The 18,197-nt window shown below is 51.1% G+C and carries 13 protein-coding genes, 2 tRNA genes, 3 rRNA genes and 1 pseudogene; 6 read left to right on the top strand and 13 right to left on the bottom strand.

Annotated elements, in window-relative coordinates; translation table 11 throughout:
* Positions 1 to 1,410, top strand: a complete 1,410-nt coding sequence (gene glnG, locus G4551_RS23010; protein WP_003028633.1) for a nitrogen regulation protein NR(I) — start codon at positions 1 to 3, stop codon at positions 1,408 to 1,410.
* Positions 1,411 to 1,521: 111 nt separating this feature from the next.
* A complete protein-coding gene (locus tag G4551_RS23015) occupies positions 1,522 to 1,632 on the top strand; it encodes a YshB family small membrane protein (RefSeq protein WP_003028631.1) in 111 nt (36 codons plus the stop codon).
* Positions 1,633 to 1,721: 89 nt separating this feature from the next.
* Here the strand turns inward: G4551_RS23015 and hemN are convergent, their stop codons facing one another.
* The 3 genes and pseudogenes from hemN to G4551_RS23925 form a co-directional block, all read right to left on the bottom strand.
* Positions 1,722 to 3,095 carry an oxygen-independent coproporphyrinogen III oxidase gene (hemN, locus tag G4551_RS23020; RefSeq protein ID WP_003840418.1) on the bottom strand — a complete coding sequence of 458 codons (1,374 nt, stop codon included), beginning with the start codon at positions 3,093 to 3,095 and terminating at the stop codon, positions 1,722 to 1,724.
* Positions 3,096 to 3,283: 188 nt separating this feature from the next.
* Positions 3,284 to 3,793: a Der GTPase-activating protein YihI gene (gene yihI / locus G4551_RS23025; protein ID WP_003028627.1), complete on the bottom strand. Its 510-nt coding sequence runs from the start codon at positions 3,791 to 3,793 to the stop codon at positions 3,284 to 3,286.
* 168 nt (positions 3,794 to 3,961) lie between these two features.
* Positions 3,962 to 4,147: pseudogene (locus G4551_RS23925) on the bottom strand (hypothetical protein).
* A gap of 209 nt (positions 4,148 to 4,356) precedes the next feature.
* Between G4551_RS23925 and yihA the strand changes: the two are divergent.
* A complete protein-coding gene (yihA, locus tag G4551_RS23030) occupies positions 4,357 to 4,989 on the top strand; it encodes a ribosome biogenesis GTP-binding protein YihA/YsxC (RefSeq protein ID WP_003840416.1) in 633 nt (210 codons plus the stop codon).
* A 119-nt stretch (positions 4,990 to 5,108) separates the two neighbouring features.
* On the opposite strand, the gene spfP is transcribed toward yihA, so the two are convergent.
* Both spfP and polA read right to left on the bottom strand, forming a co-directional pair.
* Positions 5,109 to 5,156, bottom strand: a complete 48-nt coding sequence (spfP, locus tag G4551_RS24150) for a small protein SpfP (RefSeq protein WP_071892919.1) — start codon at positions 5,154 to 5,156, stop codon at positions 5,109 to 5,111.
* 166 nt (positions 5,157 to 5,322) lie between these two features.
* Positions 5,323 to 8,109 (bottom strand): DNA polymerase I, encoded by a 2,787-nt coding sequence (gene polA / locus G4551_RS23035; RefSeq protein ID WP_003840413.1) that lies wholly within the window; start codon positions 8,107 to 8,109, stop codon positions 5,323 to 5,325.
* A gap of 363 nt (positions 8,110 to 8,472) precedes the next feature.
* On the opposite strand from polA, the gene G4551_RS23040 reads away from it, so the two are divergent.
* Positions 8,473 to 9,408 (top strand): acyltransferase, encoded by a 936-nt coding sequence (locus G4551_RS23040; RefSeq protein ID WP_003028622.1) that lies wholly within the window; start codon positions 8,473 to 8,475, stop codon positions 9,406 to 9,408.
* A gap of 13 nt (positions 9,409 to 9,421) precedes the next feature.
* On the opposite strand, the gene dsbA is transcribed toward G4551_RS23040, so the two are convergent.
* From dsbA to G4551_RS23055, 3 genes are all read right to left on the bottom strand, one after another.
* Positions 9,422 to 10,045 (bottom strand): thiol:disulfide interchange protein DsbA, encoded by a 624-nt coding sequence (gene dsbA, locus G4551_RS23045; protein WP_003028621.1) that lies wholly within the window; start codon positions 10,043 to 10,045, stop codon positions 9,422 to 9,424.
* A gap of 16 nt (positions 10,046 to 10,061) precedes the next feature.
* Complete coding sequence (locus tag G4551_RS23050) at positions 10,062 to 11,048, bottom strand: serine/threonine protein kinase (RefSeq protein WP_003840410.1); 987 nt, start codon at positions 11,046 to 11,048, stop codon at positions 10,062 to 10,064.
* 76 nt (positions 11,049 to 11,124) lie between these two features.
* On the bottom strand, positions 11,125 to 11,394 hold the full coding sequence (locus G4551_RS23055; protein ID WP_003028616.1) for a YihD family protein: 270 nt from the start codon (positions 11,392 to 11,394) through the stop codon (positions 11,125 to 11,127).
* Between the two features lie 69 nt (positions 11,395 to 11,463).
* On the opposite strand from G4551_RS23055, the gene mobA reads away from it, so the two are divergent.
* Positions 11,464 to 12,048 carry a molybdenum cofactor guanylyltransferase MobA gene (gene mobA, locus G4551_RS23060; protein WP_003028614.1) on the top strand — a complete coding sequence of 195 codons (585 nt, stop codon included), beginning with the start codon at positions 11,464 to 11,466 and terminating at the stop codon, positions 12,046 to 12,048.
* Positions 12,045 to 12,548: a molybdopterin-guanine dinucleotide biosynthesis protein MobB gene (gene mobB, locus G4551_RS23065; protein WP_003840407.1), complete on the top strand. Its 504-nt coding sequence runs from the start codon at positions 12,045 to 12,047 to the stop codon at positions 12,546 to 12,548. The genes mobA and mobB overlap by 4 nt, the downstream gene beginning before the upstream one ends.
* A gap of 131 nt (positions 12,549 to 12,679) precedes the next feature.
* Here mobB and rrf read toward each other — a convergent pair.
* The 5 genes from rrf to G4551_RS23090 all read right to left on the bottom strand — a co-directional run bounded on the left by rrf (position 12,680) and on the right by G4551_RS23090 (position 17,870).
* Positions 12,680 to 12,795 (bottom strand): 5S ribosomal RNA (gene rrf, locus G4551_RS23070).
* 90 nt (positions 12,796 to 12,885) lie between these two features.
* Positions 12,886 to 15,792, bottom strand: a 23S ribosomal RNA gene (locus G4551_RS23075).
* A gap of 206 nt (positions 15,793 to 15,998) precedes the next feature.
* Positions 15,999 to 16,074, bottom strand: a tRNA-Ala gene (locus tag G4551_RS23080).
* Positions 16,075 to 16,179: 105 nt separating this feature from the next.
* Positions 16,180 to 16,256, bottom strand: a tRNA-Ile gene (locus tag G4551_RS23085).
* Positions 16,257 to 16,328: 72 nt separating this feature from the next.
* Positions 16,329 to 17,870, bottom strand: a 16S ribosomal RNA gene (locus tag G4551_RS23090).
* The 16S, 23S and 5S rRNA genes sit together here with 2 tRNA genes alongside, the layout of an rRNA operon.
* Positions 17,871 to 18,197 lie beyond the last annotated feature (327 nt).

Raw genomic sequence — 18,197 nt, forward strand, 5'->3', positions numbered from 1 at the left:
ATGCAACGAGGAATAGTCTGGGTCGTTGATGACGATAGTTCCATCCGTTGGGTGCTTGAACGTGCGCTCGCAGGGGCAGGGCTAAGCTGTACCACATTTGAAAGTGGTAAAGAGGTGCTGGACGCGCTGGCCAGCAAAACGCCTGACGTACTGTTGTCGGATATTCGCATGCCGGGCATGGACGGTCTGACGCTGTTAAAACAGATTAAACAGCGGCATCCGATGCTTCCGGTCATCATAATGACCGCGCACTCCGATCTGGATGCTGCCGTCAGCGCCTATCAGCAAGGGGCGTTTGATTATCTGCCCAAACCTTTTGATATTGATGAAGCCGTGGCGCTGGTCGAACGTGCCATCAGCCATTATCAGGAACAGCAGCAGCCGCGCAATGTTCAGATAAACGGCCCAACAACTGACATCATCGGCGAAGCGCCGGCAATGCAGGACGTCTTTCGCATTATTGGCCGCCTGTCCCGATCGTCAATCAGCGTATTGATTAACGGGGAGTCCGGGACCGGTAAAGAGCTGGTCGCCCATGCGTTGCACCGTCATAGCCCGCGCGTCAAAGCGCCGTTTATCGCCCTGAACATGGCGGCTATTCCGAAAGATTTGATCGAATCTGAGCTGTTTGGTCATGAAAAAGGGGCATTTACCGGGGCGAATACGATTCGCCAGGGGCGCTTTGAACAGGCTGACGGCGGTACGCTGTTCCTCGATGAAATTGGCGATATGCCGCTGGACGTGCAAACGCGTTTATTGCGCGTATTAGCCGATGGACAGTTTTATCGCGTTGGCGGCTATGCGCCCGTGAAGGTGGACGTACGTATTATCGCCGCCACGCACCAGAATCTGGAACTACGCGTACAGGAAGGCAAATTCCGCGAAGACTTATTCCATCGTCTGAACGTCATCCGCGTGCATTTGCCGCCGCTGCGTGAACGTCGGGAAGATATCCCACGTCTGGCGCGCCATTTCCTGCAGGAGGCCGCGCACGAACTGGGGGTTGAAGCCAAACAATTACACCCGGAGACCGAGGCGGCGCTGACCCGTCTGGCCTGGCCGGGTAACGTGCGTCAGCTTGAGAACACCTGCCGCTGGTTAACCGTCATGGCCGCCGGGCAGGAAGTACTGATTCAGGACTTACCAGCCGAGCTGTTTGAAACCACCGTGCCTGACGCACCGTCCCATATGCAGCCAGACAGCTGGGCAACCCTGTTGGCACAGTGGGCAGACCGGGCCTTGCGTTCCGGTCATCAAAACCTGCTTTCTGAGGCTCAACCTGAAATGGAGCGCACGCTGTTGACCACCGCGCTACGTCATACCCAGGGGCACAAACAGGAAGCCGCACGCCTGCTTGGCTGGGGCCGTAATACCTTGACGCGTAAGTTAAAAGAACTCGGAATGGAGTGACGATTCGTCACTGTGTAAAGATTGATAATTGAGCGCAAATTGCTGCTATTTTGCGCTTTACTGTTCCGATGAGTTAAGTATGATCGTGCCCGGCAAACGGGGAAAGTCATCATGCTGGAATCAATGATTAATCTACTGTCGAGCGGTGCGGTCGAAAGCCATACGCCACAAACTGCGGTTGCCGCAGTGCTGTGTGCGGCGCTGGTTGGGCTGTTCAGCTGAAGGCGCGCCGGATGGCGCTAACGCTTATCCGGCCTACAGATTATTGCGACGTGTAGGCCCGGTAAGCGTAGCGCCACCGGGTAACCCGGTTAAATGACGCGGGAGAACTGCTGCATGCGTGCTTTCTGCCGCAGATAGGCATCAAAGCACATGCAAATATTACGGATCAACAGGCGCCCCTTCGGCGTAACCTGAATCCCCTTCTCATCCACATCCACCAGCCCATCTTTCGCCAGCGGTGCCAGCAGTTTCAGGTCTTCGGCAAAATAGTCAGCGAAGTTCAGAGCCCATTGCTGTTCCACAGCGGCATAGTCGAGGCGGAAGTTACAGATCAGGAGCTTAATAACATCACGACGAATGCAGTCATCGCGGGTCAGGGCAATTCCGCGCCACAGTGCGTTCCCCTGCTCGTCTACCTGCTGATAATAGCGCTTCAGCTCTTTCTGGTTCTGCGCGTAGTTGTCACCAATCATACTAATGGCTGACACGCCCATTCCCAGCAGATCGGTATCACCCTGGGTGGTATAACCCTGGAAATTACGATGCAGCACCCCCTTGCGTTGAGCAATCGCCAGCTCATCATCCGGCCGAGCAAAGTGATCCATACCAATGAACTGATAACCGGTTTCGGTCAGTGAAGAAATGGTTTCCTGCAGGATATTCAGCTTCTGCTGCGCGCTGGGCAGGTCGGCGTCTTTAATCTTGCGCTGAGCGGCAAACAGCGTCGGCAGGTGCGCGTAGTTGAAGACGCTCAGTCGGTCTGGATTCAGCTCAGCAACGCGTTTCAGGGTAAAGGCGAAACTTTCCGGCGTCTGTTTTGGCAAACCATAAATCAGATCGATATTCGTTGAGGTAAAGCCAATCTCACGCGCATGATTCAGCAGCGCAAAGATAAACTCCTCATCCTGCTCACGGTTCACCAGGCGCTGAACTTCTTTATTGAAGTCCTGCACCCCCATGCTCAGGCGGTTAAAACCTTCAGCGCGTAAATGATCGAGCACATCCAGCTCAATTTCACGCGGATCCACTTCGATCGAGATTTCGGCGTCGTCGTTAAAGTTAAAGTTGCCACGCAGCAGCGACATCAAACGGCTGATTTGCGCTTTATTCAGATACGTTGGCGTGCCGCCGCCCCAGTGCAGCTGACTGACATGACGTCCGGCAAACAGCGGTGCGCGATGAATAATTTCTTGTTCTAAGACATCGAGGTATTGATCGGCTTTATGCTGCTGGCGAGTCACGACCTTGTTACAGCCACAGAAATAACACAGCTTGTGGCAGAACGGGATGTGAACGTACAGCGAGAGAGGACGCTCAGGATAACGCGTCACGGCCTTTAGAAATGCTTCAGTGCCGTAGTCTTCAGAAAACTCCAGCGCGGTCGGGTACGAGGTATATCGTGGCCCGGAATAGTTATATTTCTGGATCAGGGCCAGGTCCCAGTCTATAAACTGCTCTGACATGCTCACTCCTTCCGATGGCGTCTCTGGCGGGTACGGCGTACCGACTTAACCCCAGTACGGGTGATAAGTCGGTTGCGCAGCCACTTCTGTCGCCGCGACAACCGCTGTAGTTTAACGAATAACCACACCAGATAACATATAACCGGAAGGGTTATAAGCAGGACGGGAAGACCCACGGTGTAAAACCGTTAGTTGCCGCCTTTCAGCAGGCGCATCATGTCTTCCTGCTTTTCTTCTTCTTCCTCTTCTTCCTCGTCATCGTAAGAAAGACCCAGCTTTTGCATCAGCTCATCAATGCGGTCCAGCTTGGCATCAACCCAGGACTGATCTTCCGCGCTCAGGGTCTCTCCTGCTTCAAGACGCTCCAGCAGCGCATCCAGGCGCTCATCCGTTTCCAGTAAATCCAACTCAGCCTGTGGTGAAAGCATAGGTTTCTCACTCTTCGGTTTGTGCTGTTTGGTGACTTTTTCGGTCACGCCCAATGGAATGGGGGTTTTGCTGCCAATACGAGGATCTTTTTGCTTATTTTGGTTTCCGCCACCAGATGCGCCTTCGCTACCGGACGCACGGCTACCTGCCGCATGACCACGGTGTTTTTTCTGGCGCTTACGGTCGCGAGCTTCCTGGTTAATTTCTTCGCGTGTTTTACGACGCGCTTTTGCAGGACCTTTACCGCGTGGTGTAGAAGTTGGTTTCATCATGATTCGTCTTTGGCTGTTTTATTCAGTATATAATTGCGCCGGAATCTAGCAGAAATAAAGAAAAAAGGCGACAGAGTAATCTGTCGCCTTTTTTCCTGACTCTCAACCCTTACGGGCTCTACAATCCCTGTTGGCTATCAACACACCCTGTTTTTCCCTTAGCCTCTAACATTCCGTGTTGTTTCCATTTCCTTTTACTAACGTCTCCGGACGTTTGTCTTCCTGACAATCCTGTGTCTTCGCCTCCTGGCGCTCCTGACCCTCATCCTGAGTCGTCTATCCTGTCAGCTTCCTCGCTATGGACGCTACTTTACCGTTTTGGTTTAAACGTACAAGTAACCTGGGTAACAATTTCTGATTTTAAGAATAGCGCCCAAATGTAACTCTATGATTTATTTTAGTTCTGTCATTTTCTACTCTGTCATCTCGTATAGAAACTGTCGGCAATGTCTCACAAAGCGCGTGGTTTTTACTCACACAGCCCACTCGTCGAAAAACCAGCCTTTTGCTGGGGTTCAGGTATAATCGCTGCAAAGCCCTGATTGATGGAGAGGACTGCTTTGACTAACTTGAATTATCAACAGACGCACTTTGTGATGAGTGCGCCTGATATTCGCCACTTACCTTCCGACACGGGTATAGAAGTGGCTTTTGCTGGCCGTTCCAACGCAGGCAAATCCAGTGCGCTAAATACCCTGACGAATCAAAAGGGTCTGGCGCGTACATCTAAAACGCCAGGTCGTACTCAGCTCATCAACCTGTTTGAAGTCGTTGACGGCAAACGCCTGGTCGATTTGCCAGGATACGGTTATGCCGAAGTTCCAGAAGAGATGAAGCGCAAATGGCAGCGCGCGCTGGCTGAATATCTGGAAAAACGTCAGAGCCTGCAAGGTCTGGTGGTACTGATGGATATTCGTCATCCGTTAAAAGATCTCGATCAACAGATGATCCTGTGGGCGGTTGAGAGCAACGTTCAGGTTCTGGTACTGCTGACTAAAGCAGATAAGCTGGCCAGCGGTGCACGCAAAGCGCAGTTGAATATGGTACGCGAAGCCGTACTGGCATTTAACGGTGATGTGCAGGTAGAAGCATTCTCATCGCTGAAAAAGCTGGGTGTGGACAAACTGCGGCAAAAACTGGATAGCTGGTTTAGTGAACTGGCACCGATTGAAGAGATGCAGGACGGGGAATAACCCACCGTATTGCCGGATGGCGCCGCTGCGCGTCTTATCCGGCCTACAGCATGTACAAAACTTTTCTTTCGCACAATAAAAAACGCCCCAGTCATTACTGACTGGGGCGGCTAAAATATTCAGCCAAATCCGATTACGTGAAGTAAAAGGTCTGAAAGATAGAACATCTTACCTCTGTACCCTACGAGAATAACTTTACTCTTTTTTGAGCAGCTCAGAAAGCACTTTTTGTAATTTTTTTTCATTCCTTACATAGGGAATTCTAATGGACATCACAAAAAGCTCTCTCTTATGTTGCTTAGTTACGAAAAAGAGCCGTTATTCAGTAAACCCTTAGTGCGCCTGATCCCAGTTTTCGCCACTACCGACTTCCACCAGCAACGGCACGTCAATCTGGGTCTCGTTTTCCATCAGTTGGTGGATCTTTTTAGAGACGCTTTCGAGGTCATCTTTATGCACCTCAAACACCAGTTCATCGTGTACCTGCATGATCATACGCACACGCGGTTGCTCGGTTTGCAGCCATCTGTCCACCGCAATCATCGCTCGTTTGATAATGTCTGCGGCAGTACCCTGCATCGGGGCGTTAATTGCCGCGCGTTCTGCACCTGCACGACGAGCACCATTACTGGATTTAATATCCGGTAAATAGAGACGGCGACCTTCCAGCGTTTCTACATAACCCTGCTCTTTCGCCTGCGCGCGGGTGCGTTCCATATATTCCAACACGCCAGGGTAGCGTTCGAAGTAGAGATCCATGTACTTCTGTGCTTCTTTACGCGGAATATTCAACTGGCGCGCCAGACCAAAAGCGCTCATCCCGTAGATCAAACCGAAGTTGATGGCTTTCGCGCTGCGGCGTTGCTCGCTGGTCACAGAATCAAGCGGTAAACCAAAGACTTCTGCCGCCGTTGCGCGGTGAATATCTTTCCCTTCGGCAAACGCGGTAAGCAGACCTTTATCACGTGAAAGGTGCGCCATGATACGCAGTTCAATCTGTGAGTAGTCCGCAGAGACAATCACGTAGTCTTCTGGCGCAATGAACGCCTGACGAATACGACGACCTTCGTCATTACGTACCGGGATGTTTTGCAGGTTCGGATCCGTTGAAGACAAGCGACCCGTTGCGGTAACTGCCTGATGATAGGAAGTGTGCACGCGCCCGGTCTTCTTGTTAATCATCAACGGAAGCTTATCCGTATAGGTCGACTTCAGTTTTGCTAAACCACGATATTCCAGGATAACTTTCGGCAACGGATAATCCAGCGCGAGCTCTTCCAGCACTTCTTCTGACGTTGATGGCGCGCCGCCAGGGGTTTTCTTCAGCGGCTTAATACCCTGCTTTTCAAACAGGATGGTTTGCAGTTGCTTGGTGGAAGACAGGTTAAACGCTTCTCCGGCGATCTCGTGCGCTTTTTGCTCCAGCTCGTTCAAACGCAGCGTCAGTTCTTCTGAATGCTTGTGCAGAACAGCCGGATCGATTTTCACACCGTTGCGCTCAACACGAGACAAAACTGGCACCAGCGGCATATCGATATTTTCAAAGACGTTCAGTGGCCCTTTATGCTGCTGTAATTCTGGCCACATTTTCAGATGCAGCTGTAGCGTAACGTCGGCGTCTTCCGCAGCGTAACGCCCGGCTTCTTCCAATGCTATCTGGTTAAAGGTCAGCTGGTTTTTGCCTTTTCCAGCGATCTCTTCAAAGGTGATGGTTTTATGTTTAAGCCAGCGGTCCGACAGGCTGTCCATATCGTGTCGGCCAGCGACGCTGTTAAGAATGTAGGATTCAAGCATGGTGTCAAAGGTGATGCCGCGCAGCTCGATGCCATAGTTCGCCAGGATACCACGATCGTACTTCAGGTTCTGCCCGACTTTGTGCGCGTTCTCATCTTCCAGCAGCGGCTTCAGCAGCTGCAGCGCGCGATCGCGAGCTATTTGATCGGGGGCATCCAGGTAATCGTGGGCAACAGGAACATATGCCGCCACACCCGGTTCAATGGCAAAAGACAGGCCAACCAGATTCGCGGAAATATTGTCCAGGCTGTCAGTTTCAGTATCGAAGGCAAAGACAGGTGCTTTTTTCAGCTTCGCGATCCACTCTTCCAGCGTCGCTTCGTCCAGAATCGTCACATAGTTATCATACGAAAGAACCGTAGCCGGCTCCTCAGGCGTTTCATCGACGACAATAGTTTCTTGCGGTTTTGCCGCCGGCTTCGTCCCTTTCGCCTGTAGCCATTTACCCGCTTCAACGTCAGTAACCCAACGTTTGAATTCATACTGTTTAAACAGGCCAAGCAGTTCTTCCGCTGCCGGTTGACGGACTTCCAGCTGCTCGCAGGTCAACTCCAGCTCAACATCCGTTTTGATAGTAGCCAATTGATAAGAGAGGTACGCCACCTCTTTATTCTGCTCAAGTTTGCCCGCCATGGTTTTCGCACCACGGAATGTCAGCCCTGCAATTTTGTCTGATTCAGCATAGAGAGTATCCAGCCCACCCAGCCCCTGCAGCAGAGCCTGCGCAGTTTTTTCACCTACGCCTGGAACGCCAGGGATGTTATCTGAGGAATCCCCCATCAGCGCCAGGAAATCGATGATCAGTTCCGGCGGGACACCGTATTTATTTACCACCTCATCCGGGCCGAGGATCGTATTGGTCATGGTGTTGATAAGGGTGATATTCGGCGTCACCAACTGAGCCATATCTTTATCACCAGTGCTAATCAGCACCGGACGACCCACCTTCTCTGCTTCCCGCGCCAGCGTACCGATGACATCATCCGCCTCCACGCCAGAAACCGCCAACAGTGGCAGCCCCATCGCTTTTACCATCGCATGCAGAGGTTCAATCTGCGCACGCAGATCGTCCGGCATGGGTGGGCGGTGCGACTTATAGTGTTCGAATAACTCATCACGGAAGGTTTTACCCTTGGCGTCGAATACCACCGCCGCGTGGGTCGGCTGATATTGCAAAATCAAGCTACGCAGCATGTTGAGGACACCGTACATCGCGCCCGTAGGTTCTCCTGCGCTGTTAGTCAGCGGTGGGAACGCGTGGTATGCGCGATACAGGTAAGATGAGCCATCTACAAGGATAAGTGGGTTTTCTGGGATCTGAACCATAATGTCCGTGCCTGTTTATCAGATTATGGGTAAAGGATGCCACAGACAGGATGAAAACATGAGTTTTTCGCCGCATTTGTCGAAAAACTTTTGTAGATCTTCTGCTTTGCTCGCAAAGACAGCTGTGGATAACTTTGTGAATAAATAATTTACAGCTCTTTAAATATAACAAGGCAATTATTGACTCATAATATTTTTATATGTATTTCAATGAATTAAATAAATACACAGCATTTTATCCCATTTTTACAGCTTATATCCTGATGTGGATAGATATTCCTCTTTTTTCTATTGAGGGAAGATCCATCATTTGGTTCGTTTTCTGATAAAATCAGCCCCTTGCGCCTCTTTCGCGCACTGTCTATGGCTAACCTTTTGAATAATTTAATTATGACGAGAATACTCGCTGCGATAACGCTGTTGCTGAGTATCGTATTGACCATATTGGTCACGATTTTTTGTTCTGTGCCGATCATCCTTGCCGGGGTTGTGAAACTCCTTTTGCCTATTCCTGTCGTCTGGCGCAAGGTTTCTGTCTTCTGTAATTTCATGATGTACTGCTGGTGTGAAGGTCTGGCGCTACTGCTGCACCTTAATCCACGGCTAAAGTGGGATGTTGAAGGACTGGAAGGTCTTAGCAAGAAAAACTGGTATCTGCTCATTTGTAATCATTACAGCTGGGCCGATATCGTTGTGCTTTGCGTTCTGTTCCGTAAGCACATCCCGATGAATAAATATTTCCTCAAGCAGCAGTTGGCCTGGGTACCCTTTATTGGCCTGGCCTGCTGGGCGCTGGATATGCCGTTTATGAAACGCTATTCACGTGGCTATCTGCTTCGCCATCCGGAACGCCGTGGTAAAGATGTCGAAACAACGCGTCGTTCCTGCGAGAAATTTCGCGTACACCCGACAACCATTGTGAATTTTGTCGAAGGTTCGCGCTTTACCAAAGATAAACGTGAGCAAACCCGCTCGCCCTATCAAAACCTGCTCCCTCCTAAGGCGGCCGGTATTGCAATGGCATTGAATGTACTGGGTTCACAGTTCGATAAAATGTTGAACGTCACGTTGTGCTATCCGGAAAACAGCAGTCGACCGTTCTACGACATGCTGAGCGGTAAGTTAACGCGGATTGTCGTGCGGGTGAATCTGGAGCCAATTCATGAAGAGTTGCACGGTGATTACGTGAACGATAAGGGATTCAAGCGTCGGTTTCAGCTCTGGCTAAATACGCTATGGAGTGAGAAAGACGCGCAGCTCGACGCGATTAAAGCCTCAAATAAAAAAGCCGGTCAGTGACCGGCTTTTGCTTTTATTTCTGACCAACCAGGTACTTCACGGTATCCGCATACTGTTGTACGAAGATATCCATGCTGCTGGTATCCATGCCCTGTGGGTTGACCTGATATTTGCCATTCACGAACATCGCCGGAACGCCCTGCAGCTGTAAATCAGCCGCCGCTTTTTCCTGCTGTGCCACGAGTGATTTCACCACGAAGCTATTCCATGCCGCATCATAATCTTCGCCTTTAATACCTGCGTCGACAAACACTTTACGGATATCAGCAACAGACTGAACGGTCTGGGTTTTCTGAACGCCTTCAAACAGCGGAACGGTGACCTGATCTTCAACACCCAGCGCCATTGCAACCGCCCATGCCTGCGTCAGATCTTTACCCAAAGGCCCGAGAAACTCGACGTGGTATTTGGTCATCTTGGTGCCTTCCGGCAGCTTTTTCTTCACATTATCAGATACGTGAAGCACTTCTTCAAACTGGTAGCAGTGCGGGCAGTAGAAGGAGAAGAACTCCAACACTTGCGGTTCACCCGCAACTGGCTTTTCCAGAGTGATGTATTGTTTGCCATCCTGGAACTGCGCTGCAGATGCGCTAAAAGCTAAGACCATACCAGCCAGCGCCAGCCATATTTTTTTCATGTTCAAGTTTCTCCGATTAATACATTGGCGTTAATTGTAAGGGGGGCTCTTGCAGAATTTTTGCCTGCTCAATAAAGGTCGCGGTCTGACGATGCCAGTAATCTTCCCCGGTTAACCACGGGAAGTTTTTTGGAAATGCAGGGTCAGCCCAACGTCGAATTAGCCAGGCAAGATAATAAACTAAACGCATAGCGCGTAAAGGTTCTATCAGTCCGATTTCAGAGATGTCGAACTCACTAAACTCTTCATAAGCCTCGATAATGGTTTCAAGCTGCATACGTTGTTCAGCTTTATCGCCATTGAGGAGCATCCATAAATCCTGAATAGCCGGACCGTTGCGGGCATCATCTAAATCGACAAACATCGGACCATCGCGCCACAGAATATTACCGGCATGACAATCACCGTGCAGGCGTAACGTGGTTAAACGCGTATGCCAGCGTTCAGTAACGATCGCCATAAGCGCATCCGTTGCCTTCAGGAAGGCCGCTTTTTGCCCTGATGGGATTAGCTGTGCGTGTTCAAAAACTTTACGCGGCTCAGTCAGGTATTCTTCAAGGCCGATCGTTGGGCGGAAGGCAAAAGTACGCTTGCATCCGGTCTGGTGCATACGCCCGAGATAGCGCCCCACCGCCTCCATCTGATCGATGTTGTCGGCTTCAAACTGACGTCCACCGACGCTGGGAAAGATCGCATAATGGAAACCCTGATGGCTTAATAGCGTTTGACCGCTGAATTCCAGCGGAGCAGCTACCGGGACTTCATCGTTTACCAGTTCCAGAGCAAACTGGTGCTCTTCCTGGATCTGATCGACAGACCAACGTTCAGGGCGATAAAACTTAACGACAAAGCGTCGACGGTCTTCGTCCTGGAATTGATAGACACGGTTTTCATAGCTGTTAAGCGGGGTAAGCCCGGAGTCCACCCGGATCCCCTGCTCAAACAGTGCATCCATGATGGTATCCGGGTGTAGCGTCTGGAAATTAAAAGCGTTGTCGTTCATCCCATCATCCGGAAAATACTACGAATGATTCAGGATATCATTTCGCAGCGCTTTCGGTGGCGGCGATTACAAGCTTTTACTCTTTAATTACGCCACGTGCGCGGAGTAGTGCAGTTTTAAAATCTTCTTCATAATCTTTCTGAATACCTGGAATGACCGCATCTTTCGCCGAGTCACGCATTTTCAGGTGATAGATCAGAATGTCATCAGTTAAATCCGCCAGTTCGCCGTCAAAACCTGACTCTTGCGCCAGTTTCTGTAAAAATTGCATCAGGTTAAGATCGGGTTCCTTCTGCCAGGCAGGCTGGAGGAGTTCAATAACTTCATTCAGACGTTTACATTTCATGGTTGTGCTCCTTAGGCTCAATACAGATACGTTAGCAGGGTCAATCCCACATTAAAAGAGGCGATATCAGTGATTCTGGATAGTGCAATAACAGGGGTTGTGCTGGCTGGCGGTAAGGCCAGACGGATGGGCGGAACCGATAAAGGTCTGCTTGAGCTGGACGGTAAACCTCTTTGGCGACATGTGGCCGACATTCTCGCTTTGCAGGTCGAAACCGTGGTGGTTAATGCCAATCGCCACAGGGATATATACCAGCAAAGCGGCCTGAAAGTTATTCCCGATTCATTGGCCGATTTCCCTGGCCCACTGGCCGGGATGCTATCGGTATTCCTGCAGCAAACGGGGGAATGGTTTTTGTTCTGCCCGTGCGATATGCCCTATATTCCTCACGATCTGGTCGCTCGTTTAAAAGAGCAGCGCAAAGCAGCACCGGTTGTCTGGGTGCATGATGGTGAAAGAGATCACCCAACCATTGCGCTGATGCACCGCTCTATGCAGCCTTTACTGCAGGATTATCTTCAGTCCGGTGAACGACGCGTTATGGTCTTTATGCGTCTGGCTGGCGGTCATGCTGTCGATTTCAGCGATCATAAAGATGCGTTCGTAAACGTGAACACCCCCGAAGAGCTCGCAAAATGGCAGGAAAAATCATGATCCCATTACTCGCCATTGCGGCATGGAGCGGCACGGGAAAAACCACGCTGCTCAAAAAGTTGATCCCGGAACTACGTGCCAGAGGTATACGTCCCGGATTGATTAAGCATACTCATCACAAGATGGATGTCGACAAGCCCGGTAAAGATAGCTATGAGTTACGCAAAGCCGGTGCAGCACAAACGCTGGTCGCCAGCCAGCAACGTTGGGCATTAATGGTAGAAACACCGAAAGAGCCCGAACTGGATTTAGCGTATCTGGTAAGCCGGATGGACGCTTCAACGTTGGATATGGTGTTGGTCGAGGGATTTAAGCATGAACCTGTCGCTAAGATCCTACTTTTCCGCGAAGGCTGCGGGCATAGTCCTGAGGAATTGGTGATGGACGACTATGTTATAGCGGTTGCCAGTGACGTTCCGCTGGCGGTGGATGTTCCATTGTTAGATATCAACAACACACAGCAAGTAGCTGATTTTGTTACGCAATGGGCCAGAAGATAACTGCGGTGTCGTGATCTGCCTGATGCGCTACGCTTATCAGGCCTGCACAATACGTTCAGCCCGGCGGTTTTTACCCCGCACACACGCAAAAAAGCCCATCCGTCAGGATGGGCTTTTTCACTTTATTTGATGCCTGGCAGTTCCCTACTCTCGCATGGGGAGACCCCACACTACCATCGGCGCTACGGCGTTTCACTTCTGAGTTCGGCATGGGGTCAGGTGGGACCACCGCGCTACAGCCGCCAGGCAAATTCTGTTATCAGACCGCTTTATGCGTTCTGATGTAATCTGTATCAAGCTGAATGTCGTCTCTTCGCCAAAACATCTTCGGCGTTGTAAGGTTAAGCCTCACGGTTCATTAGTATCGGTTAGCTCAATGTATCGCTACACTTACACACCCGACCTATCAACGTCATCGTCTTTAACGTTCCTTCAGGAGACTTAAAGTCTCAGGGAGAACTCATCTCGGGGCAAGTTTCGTGCTTAGATGCTTTCAGCACTTATCTCTTCCGCATTTAGCTACCGGGCAATGCCATTGGCATGACAACCCGAACACCAGTGATGCGTCCACTCCGGTCCTCTCGTACTAGGAGCAGCCCCCCTCAATTCTCCAGCGCCCACGGCAGATAGGGACCGAACTGTCTCACGACGTTCTAAACCCAGCTCGCGTACCACTTTAAATGGCGAACAGCCATACCCTTGGGACCTACTTCAGCCCCAGGATGTGATGAGCCGACATCGAGGTGCCAAACACCGCCGTCGATATGAACTCTTGGGCGGTATCAGCCTGTTATCCCCGGAGTACCTTTTATCCGTTGAGCGATGGCCCTTCCATTCAGAACCACCGGATCACTAAGACCTGCTTTCGCACCTGCTCGAGCCGTCACTCTCGCAGTCAAGCTAGCTTATGCCTTTGCACTAACCTCCTGATGTCCGACCAGGATTAGCTAACCTTCGTGCTCCTCCGTTACTCTTTAGGAGGAGACCGCCCCAGTCAAACTACCCACCAGACACTGTCCGCAACCCGGGTAACGGGTCCACGTTAGAACACCAGCCATTAAAGGGTGGTATTTCAAGGATGGCTCCATGCAGACTGGCGTCCACACTTCAAAGCCTCCCACCTATCCTACACATCAAGGACCAGTGTTCAGTGTCAAGCTATAGTAAAGGTTCACGGGGTCTTTCCGTCTTGCCGCGGGTACACTGCATCTTCACAGCGAGTTCAATTTCACTGAGTCTCGGGTGGAGACAGCCTGGCCATCATTACGCCATTCGTGCAGGTCGGAACTTACCCGACAAGGAATTTCGCTACCTTAGGACCGTTATAGTTACGGCCGCCGTTTACCGGGGCTTCGATCAAGAGCTTCTCCTTACGGATAACCCCATCAATTAACCTTCCGGCACCGGGCAGGCGTCACACCGTATACGTCCACTTTCGTGTTTGCACAGTGCTGTGTTTTTAATAAACAGTTGCAGCCAGCTGGTATCTTCGACTGATTTCAGCTCCATGAGTAAATCACTTCACCTACATATCAGCGTGCCTTCTCCCGAAGTTACGGCACCATTTTGCCTAGTTCCTTCACCCGAGTTCTCTCAAGCGCCTTGGTATTCTCTACCTGACCACCTGTGTCGGTTTGGGGTACGATTTCGTGTTACCTGATGCTTAGAGGCTTTTCCTGGAAGCAGGGCATTTGTTACTTCAGCACCGTAGTGCCTCGTCATCACACCTCAGCGTTAAAAAGGTACCGGATTTACCTGGAACCTCCGCCTACATGCTTAAACCGGGACAACCGTCGCCCGGCTAACATAGCCTTCTCCGTCCCCCCTTCGCAGTAACACCAAGTACAGGAATATTAACCTGTTTCCCATCGACTACGCCTTTCGGCCTCGCCTTAGGGGTCGACTCACCCTGCCCCGATTAACGTTGGACAGGAACCCTTGGTCTTCCGGCGTGCGGGTTTTTCACCCGCATTATCGTTACTTATGTCAGCATTCGCACTTCTGATACCTCCAGCATACCTCACGATACACCTTCAACGGCTTACAGAACGCTCCCCTACCCAACAACACATAGTGTCGCTGCCGCAGCTTCGGTGCATGGTTTAGCCCCGTTACATCTTCCGCGCAGGCCGACTCGACCAGTGAGCTATTACGCTTTCTTTAAATGATGGCTGCTTCTAAGCCAACATCCTGGCTGTCTGTGCCTTCCCACATCGTTTCCCACTTAACCATGACTTTGGGACCTTAGCTGGCGGTCTGGGTTGTTTCCCTCTTCACGACGGACGTTAGCACCCGCCGTGTGTCTCCCGTGATAACATTCTTCGGTATTCGCAGTTTGCATCGGGTTGGTAAGTCGGGATGACCCCCTAGCCGAAACAGTGCTCTACCCCCGAAGATGAGTTCACGAGGCGCTACCTAAATAGCTTTCGGGGAGAACCAGCTATCTCCCGGTTTGATTGGCCTTTCACCCCCAGCCACAAGTCATCCGCTAATTTTTCAACATTAGTCGGTTCGGTCCTCCAGTTAGTGTTACCCAACCTTCAACCTGCCCATGGCTAGATCACCGGGTTTCGGGTCTATACCCTGCAACTTAACGCCCAGTTAAGACTCGGTTTCCCTTCGGCTCCCCTATACGGTTAACCTTGCTACAGAATATAAGTCGCTGACCCATTATACAAAAGGTACGCAGTCACCCCATAAAGAGGCTCCCACTGCTTGTACGTACACGGTTTCAGGTTCTTTTTCACTCCCCTCGCCGGGGTTCTTTTCGCCTTTCCCTCACGGTACTGGTTCACTATCGGTCAGTCAGGAGTATTTAGCCTTGGAGGATGGTCCCCCCATATTCAGACAGGATACCACGTGTCCCGCCCTACTCTTCGAGTTCACAACCTGTGCATTTTGGTGTACGGGACTATCACCCTGTACCGTCGGACTTTCCAGACCGTTCCACTAACACACAAGCTGATTCAGACTCTGGGCTGCTCCCCGTTCGCTCGCCGCTACTGGGGGAATCTCGGTTGATTTCTTTTCCTCGGGGTACTTAGATGTTTCAGTTCCCCCGGTTCGCTTCATTACGCTATGTATTCACGTAATGATAGTGTGACGAATCACACTGGGTTTCCCCATTCGGAAATCGCCGGTTATAACGGTTCATATCACCTTACCGACGCTTATCGCAGATTAGCACGTCCTTCATCGCCTCTGACTGCCAGGGCATCCACCGTGTACGCTTAGTCGCTTAACCTCACAACCCGAAGATGTTTCGTAAAACACCAACGTGTTGCGAAAATTTGAGAGACTCGAACACACCGCTTTTCATTTCTTATTACGGAGAAATGAAACAGTGTGTCGTTTCAATTTTCAGCTTGATCCAGATTTTTAAAGAGCAAAACTTCGCAGTGAACCTTTTCAGGTACACTCTGAAGTTTTCTTGTGTTTTTGCAGTAAAGATGGTGGAGCTATGCGGGATCGAACCGCAGACCTCCTGCGTGCAAGGCAGGCGCTCTCCCAGCTGAGCTATAGCCCCATCGTAGTTATCTCATTCACCTTAATTCCTGCTGAGACAAGGCGTGGAGCGGCGAAGCATACTGAAGTATGCGAGTCGTTTCACAACGCGGTATCAGAAAGAATTTGGTAGGCCTGAGTGGACTTGAACCACCGACCTCACCCTTATCAGGGGTGCGCTCTAACCACCTGAGCTACAAGCCTGCAGAGATTTTCTTACTGCTAATTTTTCATCAGACAATCTGTGTGAGCACTACAAAGAACGTTTCTTTAAGGTAAGGAGGTGATCCAACCGCAGGTTCCCCTACGGTTACCTTGTTACGACTTCACCCCAGTCATGAATCACAAAGTGGTAAGCGCCCTCCCGAAGGTTAAGCTACCTACTTCTTTTGCAACCCACTCCCATGGTGTGACGGGCGGTGTGTACAAGGCCCGGGAACGTATTCACCGTGGCATTCTGATCCACGATTACTAGCGATTCCGACTTCATGGAGTCGAGTTGCAGACTCCAATCCGGACTACGACATACTTTATGAGGTCCGCTTGCTCTCGCGAGGTCGCTTCTCTTTGTATATGCCATTGTAGCACGTGTGTAGCCCTACTCGTAAGGGCCATGATGACTTGACGTCATCCCCACCTTCCTCCAGTTTATCACTGGCAGTCTCCTTTGAGTTCCCGACCGAATCGCTGGCAACAAAGGATAAGGGTTGCGCTCGTTGCGGGACTTAACCCAACATTTCACAACACGAGCTGACGACAGCCATGCAGCACCTGTCTCAGAGTTCCCGAAGGCACCAAAGCATCTCTGCTAAGTTCTCTGGATGTCAAGAGTAGGTAAGGTTCTTCGCGTTGCATCGAATTAAACCACATGCTCCACCGCTTGTGCGGGCCCCCGTCAATTCATTTGAGTTTTAACCTTGCGGCCGTACTCCCCAGGCGGTCGACTTAACGCGTTAGCTCCGGAAGCCACGCCTCAAGGGCACAACCTCCAAGTCGACATCGTTTACGGCGTGGACTACCAGGGTATCTAATCCTGTTTGCTCCCCACGCTTTCGCACCTGAGCGTCAGTCTTTGTCCAGGGGGCCGCCTTCGCCACCGGTATTCCTCCAGATCTCTACGCATTTCACCGCTACACCTGGAATTCTACCCCCCTCTACAAGACTCTAGCCTGCCAGTTTCGGATGCAGTTCCCAGGTTGAGCCCGGGGATTTCACATCCGACTTGACAGACCGCCTGCGTGCGCTTTACGCCCAGTAATTCCGATTAACGCTTGCACCCTCCGTATTACCGCGGCTGCTGGCACGGAGTTAGCCGGTGCTTCTTCTGCGAGTAACGTCAATCGCTGCGGTTATTAACCACAACGCCTTCCTCCTCGCTGAAAGTACTTTACAACCCGAAGGCCTTCTTCATACACGCGGCATGGCTGCATCAGGCTTGCGCCCATTGTGCAATATTCCCCACTGCTGCCTCCCGTAGGAGTCTGGACCGTGTCTCAGTTCCAGTGTGGCTGGTCATCCTCTCAGACCAGCTAGGGATCGTCGCCTAGGTGAGCCGTTACCCCACCTACTAGCTAATCCCATCTGGGCACATCCGATGGCAAGAGGCCCGAAGGTCCCCCTCTTTGGTCTTGCGACGTTATGCGGTATTAGCTACCGTTTCCAGTAGTTATCCCCCTCCATCGGGCAGTTTCCCAGACATTACTCACCCGTCCGCCACTCGTCACCCAAGGAGCAAGCTCCTCTGTGCTACCGTTCGACTTGCATGTGTTAGGCCTGCCGCCAGCGTTCAATCTGAGCCATGATCAAACTCTTCAATTTAAGTTTGATGCTCGTGAATTAAACTTCGTAATGAATTACGCATGTTCACTCAGAGACTTGGTATTCATTTTTCGTCTTGCGACGTTAAGAATCCGTATCTTCGAGTGCCCACACAGATTGTCTGATAAATTGTTAAAGAGCAGTGCCGCTTCGCTTTTTCTCAGCGGCGCGGGGTGTGCATATTACGCTATCCCGCTGCGAAGTCAAGCATTTAATTTCGCTTTCTTCGCCGGAGTTCTCAGTGGAACCCCGCTGACCCGGCGGCTTGTAATCCGTTGTTCCGTGTCAGTGGAGGCGCATTATAGGGAGTTATTTCAGGCTGACAAG

This window comes from Citrobacter freundii ATCC 8090 = MTCC 1658 = NBRC 12681 (genome assembly GCF_011064845.1).
Classification (GTDB): domain Bacteria; phylum Pseudomonadota; class Gammaproteobacteria; order Enterobacterales; family Enterobacteriaceae; genus Citrobacter; species Citrobacter freundii.

What these genes read in the sequence shown, in the direction of transcription:
- glnG (WP_003028633.1), top strand. Translation starts at nt 1, where the DNA reads ATGCAACGAGGAATAGTCTGGGTCGTTGATGACGATAGTTCCATCCGT.
- G4551_RS23015 (WP_003028631.1), top strand. Translation starts at nt 1,522, where the DNA reads ATGCTGGAATCAATGATTAATCTACTGTCGAGCGGTGCGGTCGAAAGC.
- hemN (WP_003840418.1), bottom strand. Translation starts at nt 3,095, where the DNA reads ATGTCAGAGCAGTTTATAGACTGGGACCTGGCCCTGATCCAGAAATAT.
- yihI (WP_003028627.1), bottom strand. Translation starts at nt 3,793, where the DNA reads ATGAAACCAACTTCTACACCACGCGGTAAAGGTCCTGCAAAAGCGCGT.
- polA (WP_003840413.1), bottom strand. Translation starts at nt 8,109, where the DNA reads ATGGTTCAGATCCCAGAAAACCCACTTATCCTTGTAGATGGCTCATCT.
- G4551_RS23040 (WP_003028622.1), top strand. Translation starts at nt 8,473, where the DNA reads ATGGCTAACCTTTTGAATAATTTAATTATGACGAGAATACTCGCTGCG.
- dsbA (WP_003028621.1), bottom strand. Translation starts at nt 10,045, where the DNA reads ATGAAAAAAATATGGCTGGCGCTGGCTGGTATGGTCTTAGCTTTTAGC.
- G4551_RS23050 (WP_003840410.1), bottom strand. Translation starts at nt 11,048, where the DNA reads ATGAACGACAACGCTTTTAATTTCCAGACGCTACACCCGGATACCATC.
- G4551_RS23055 (WP_003028616.1), bottom strand. Translation starts at nt 11,394, where the DNA reads ATGAAATGTAAACGTCTGAATGAAGTTATTGAACTCCTCCAGCCTGCC.
- mobB (WP_003840407.1), top strand. Translation starts at nt 12,045, where the DNA reads ATGATCCCATTACTCGCCATTGCGGCATGGAGCGGCACGGGAAAAACC.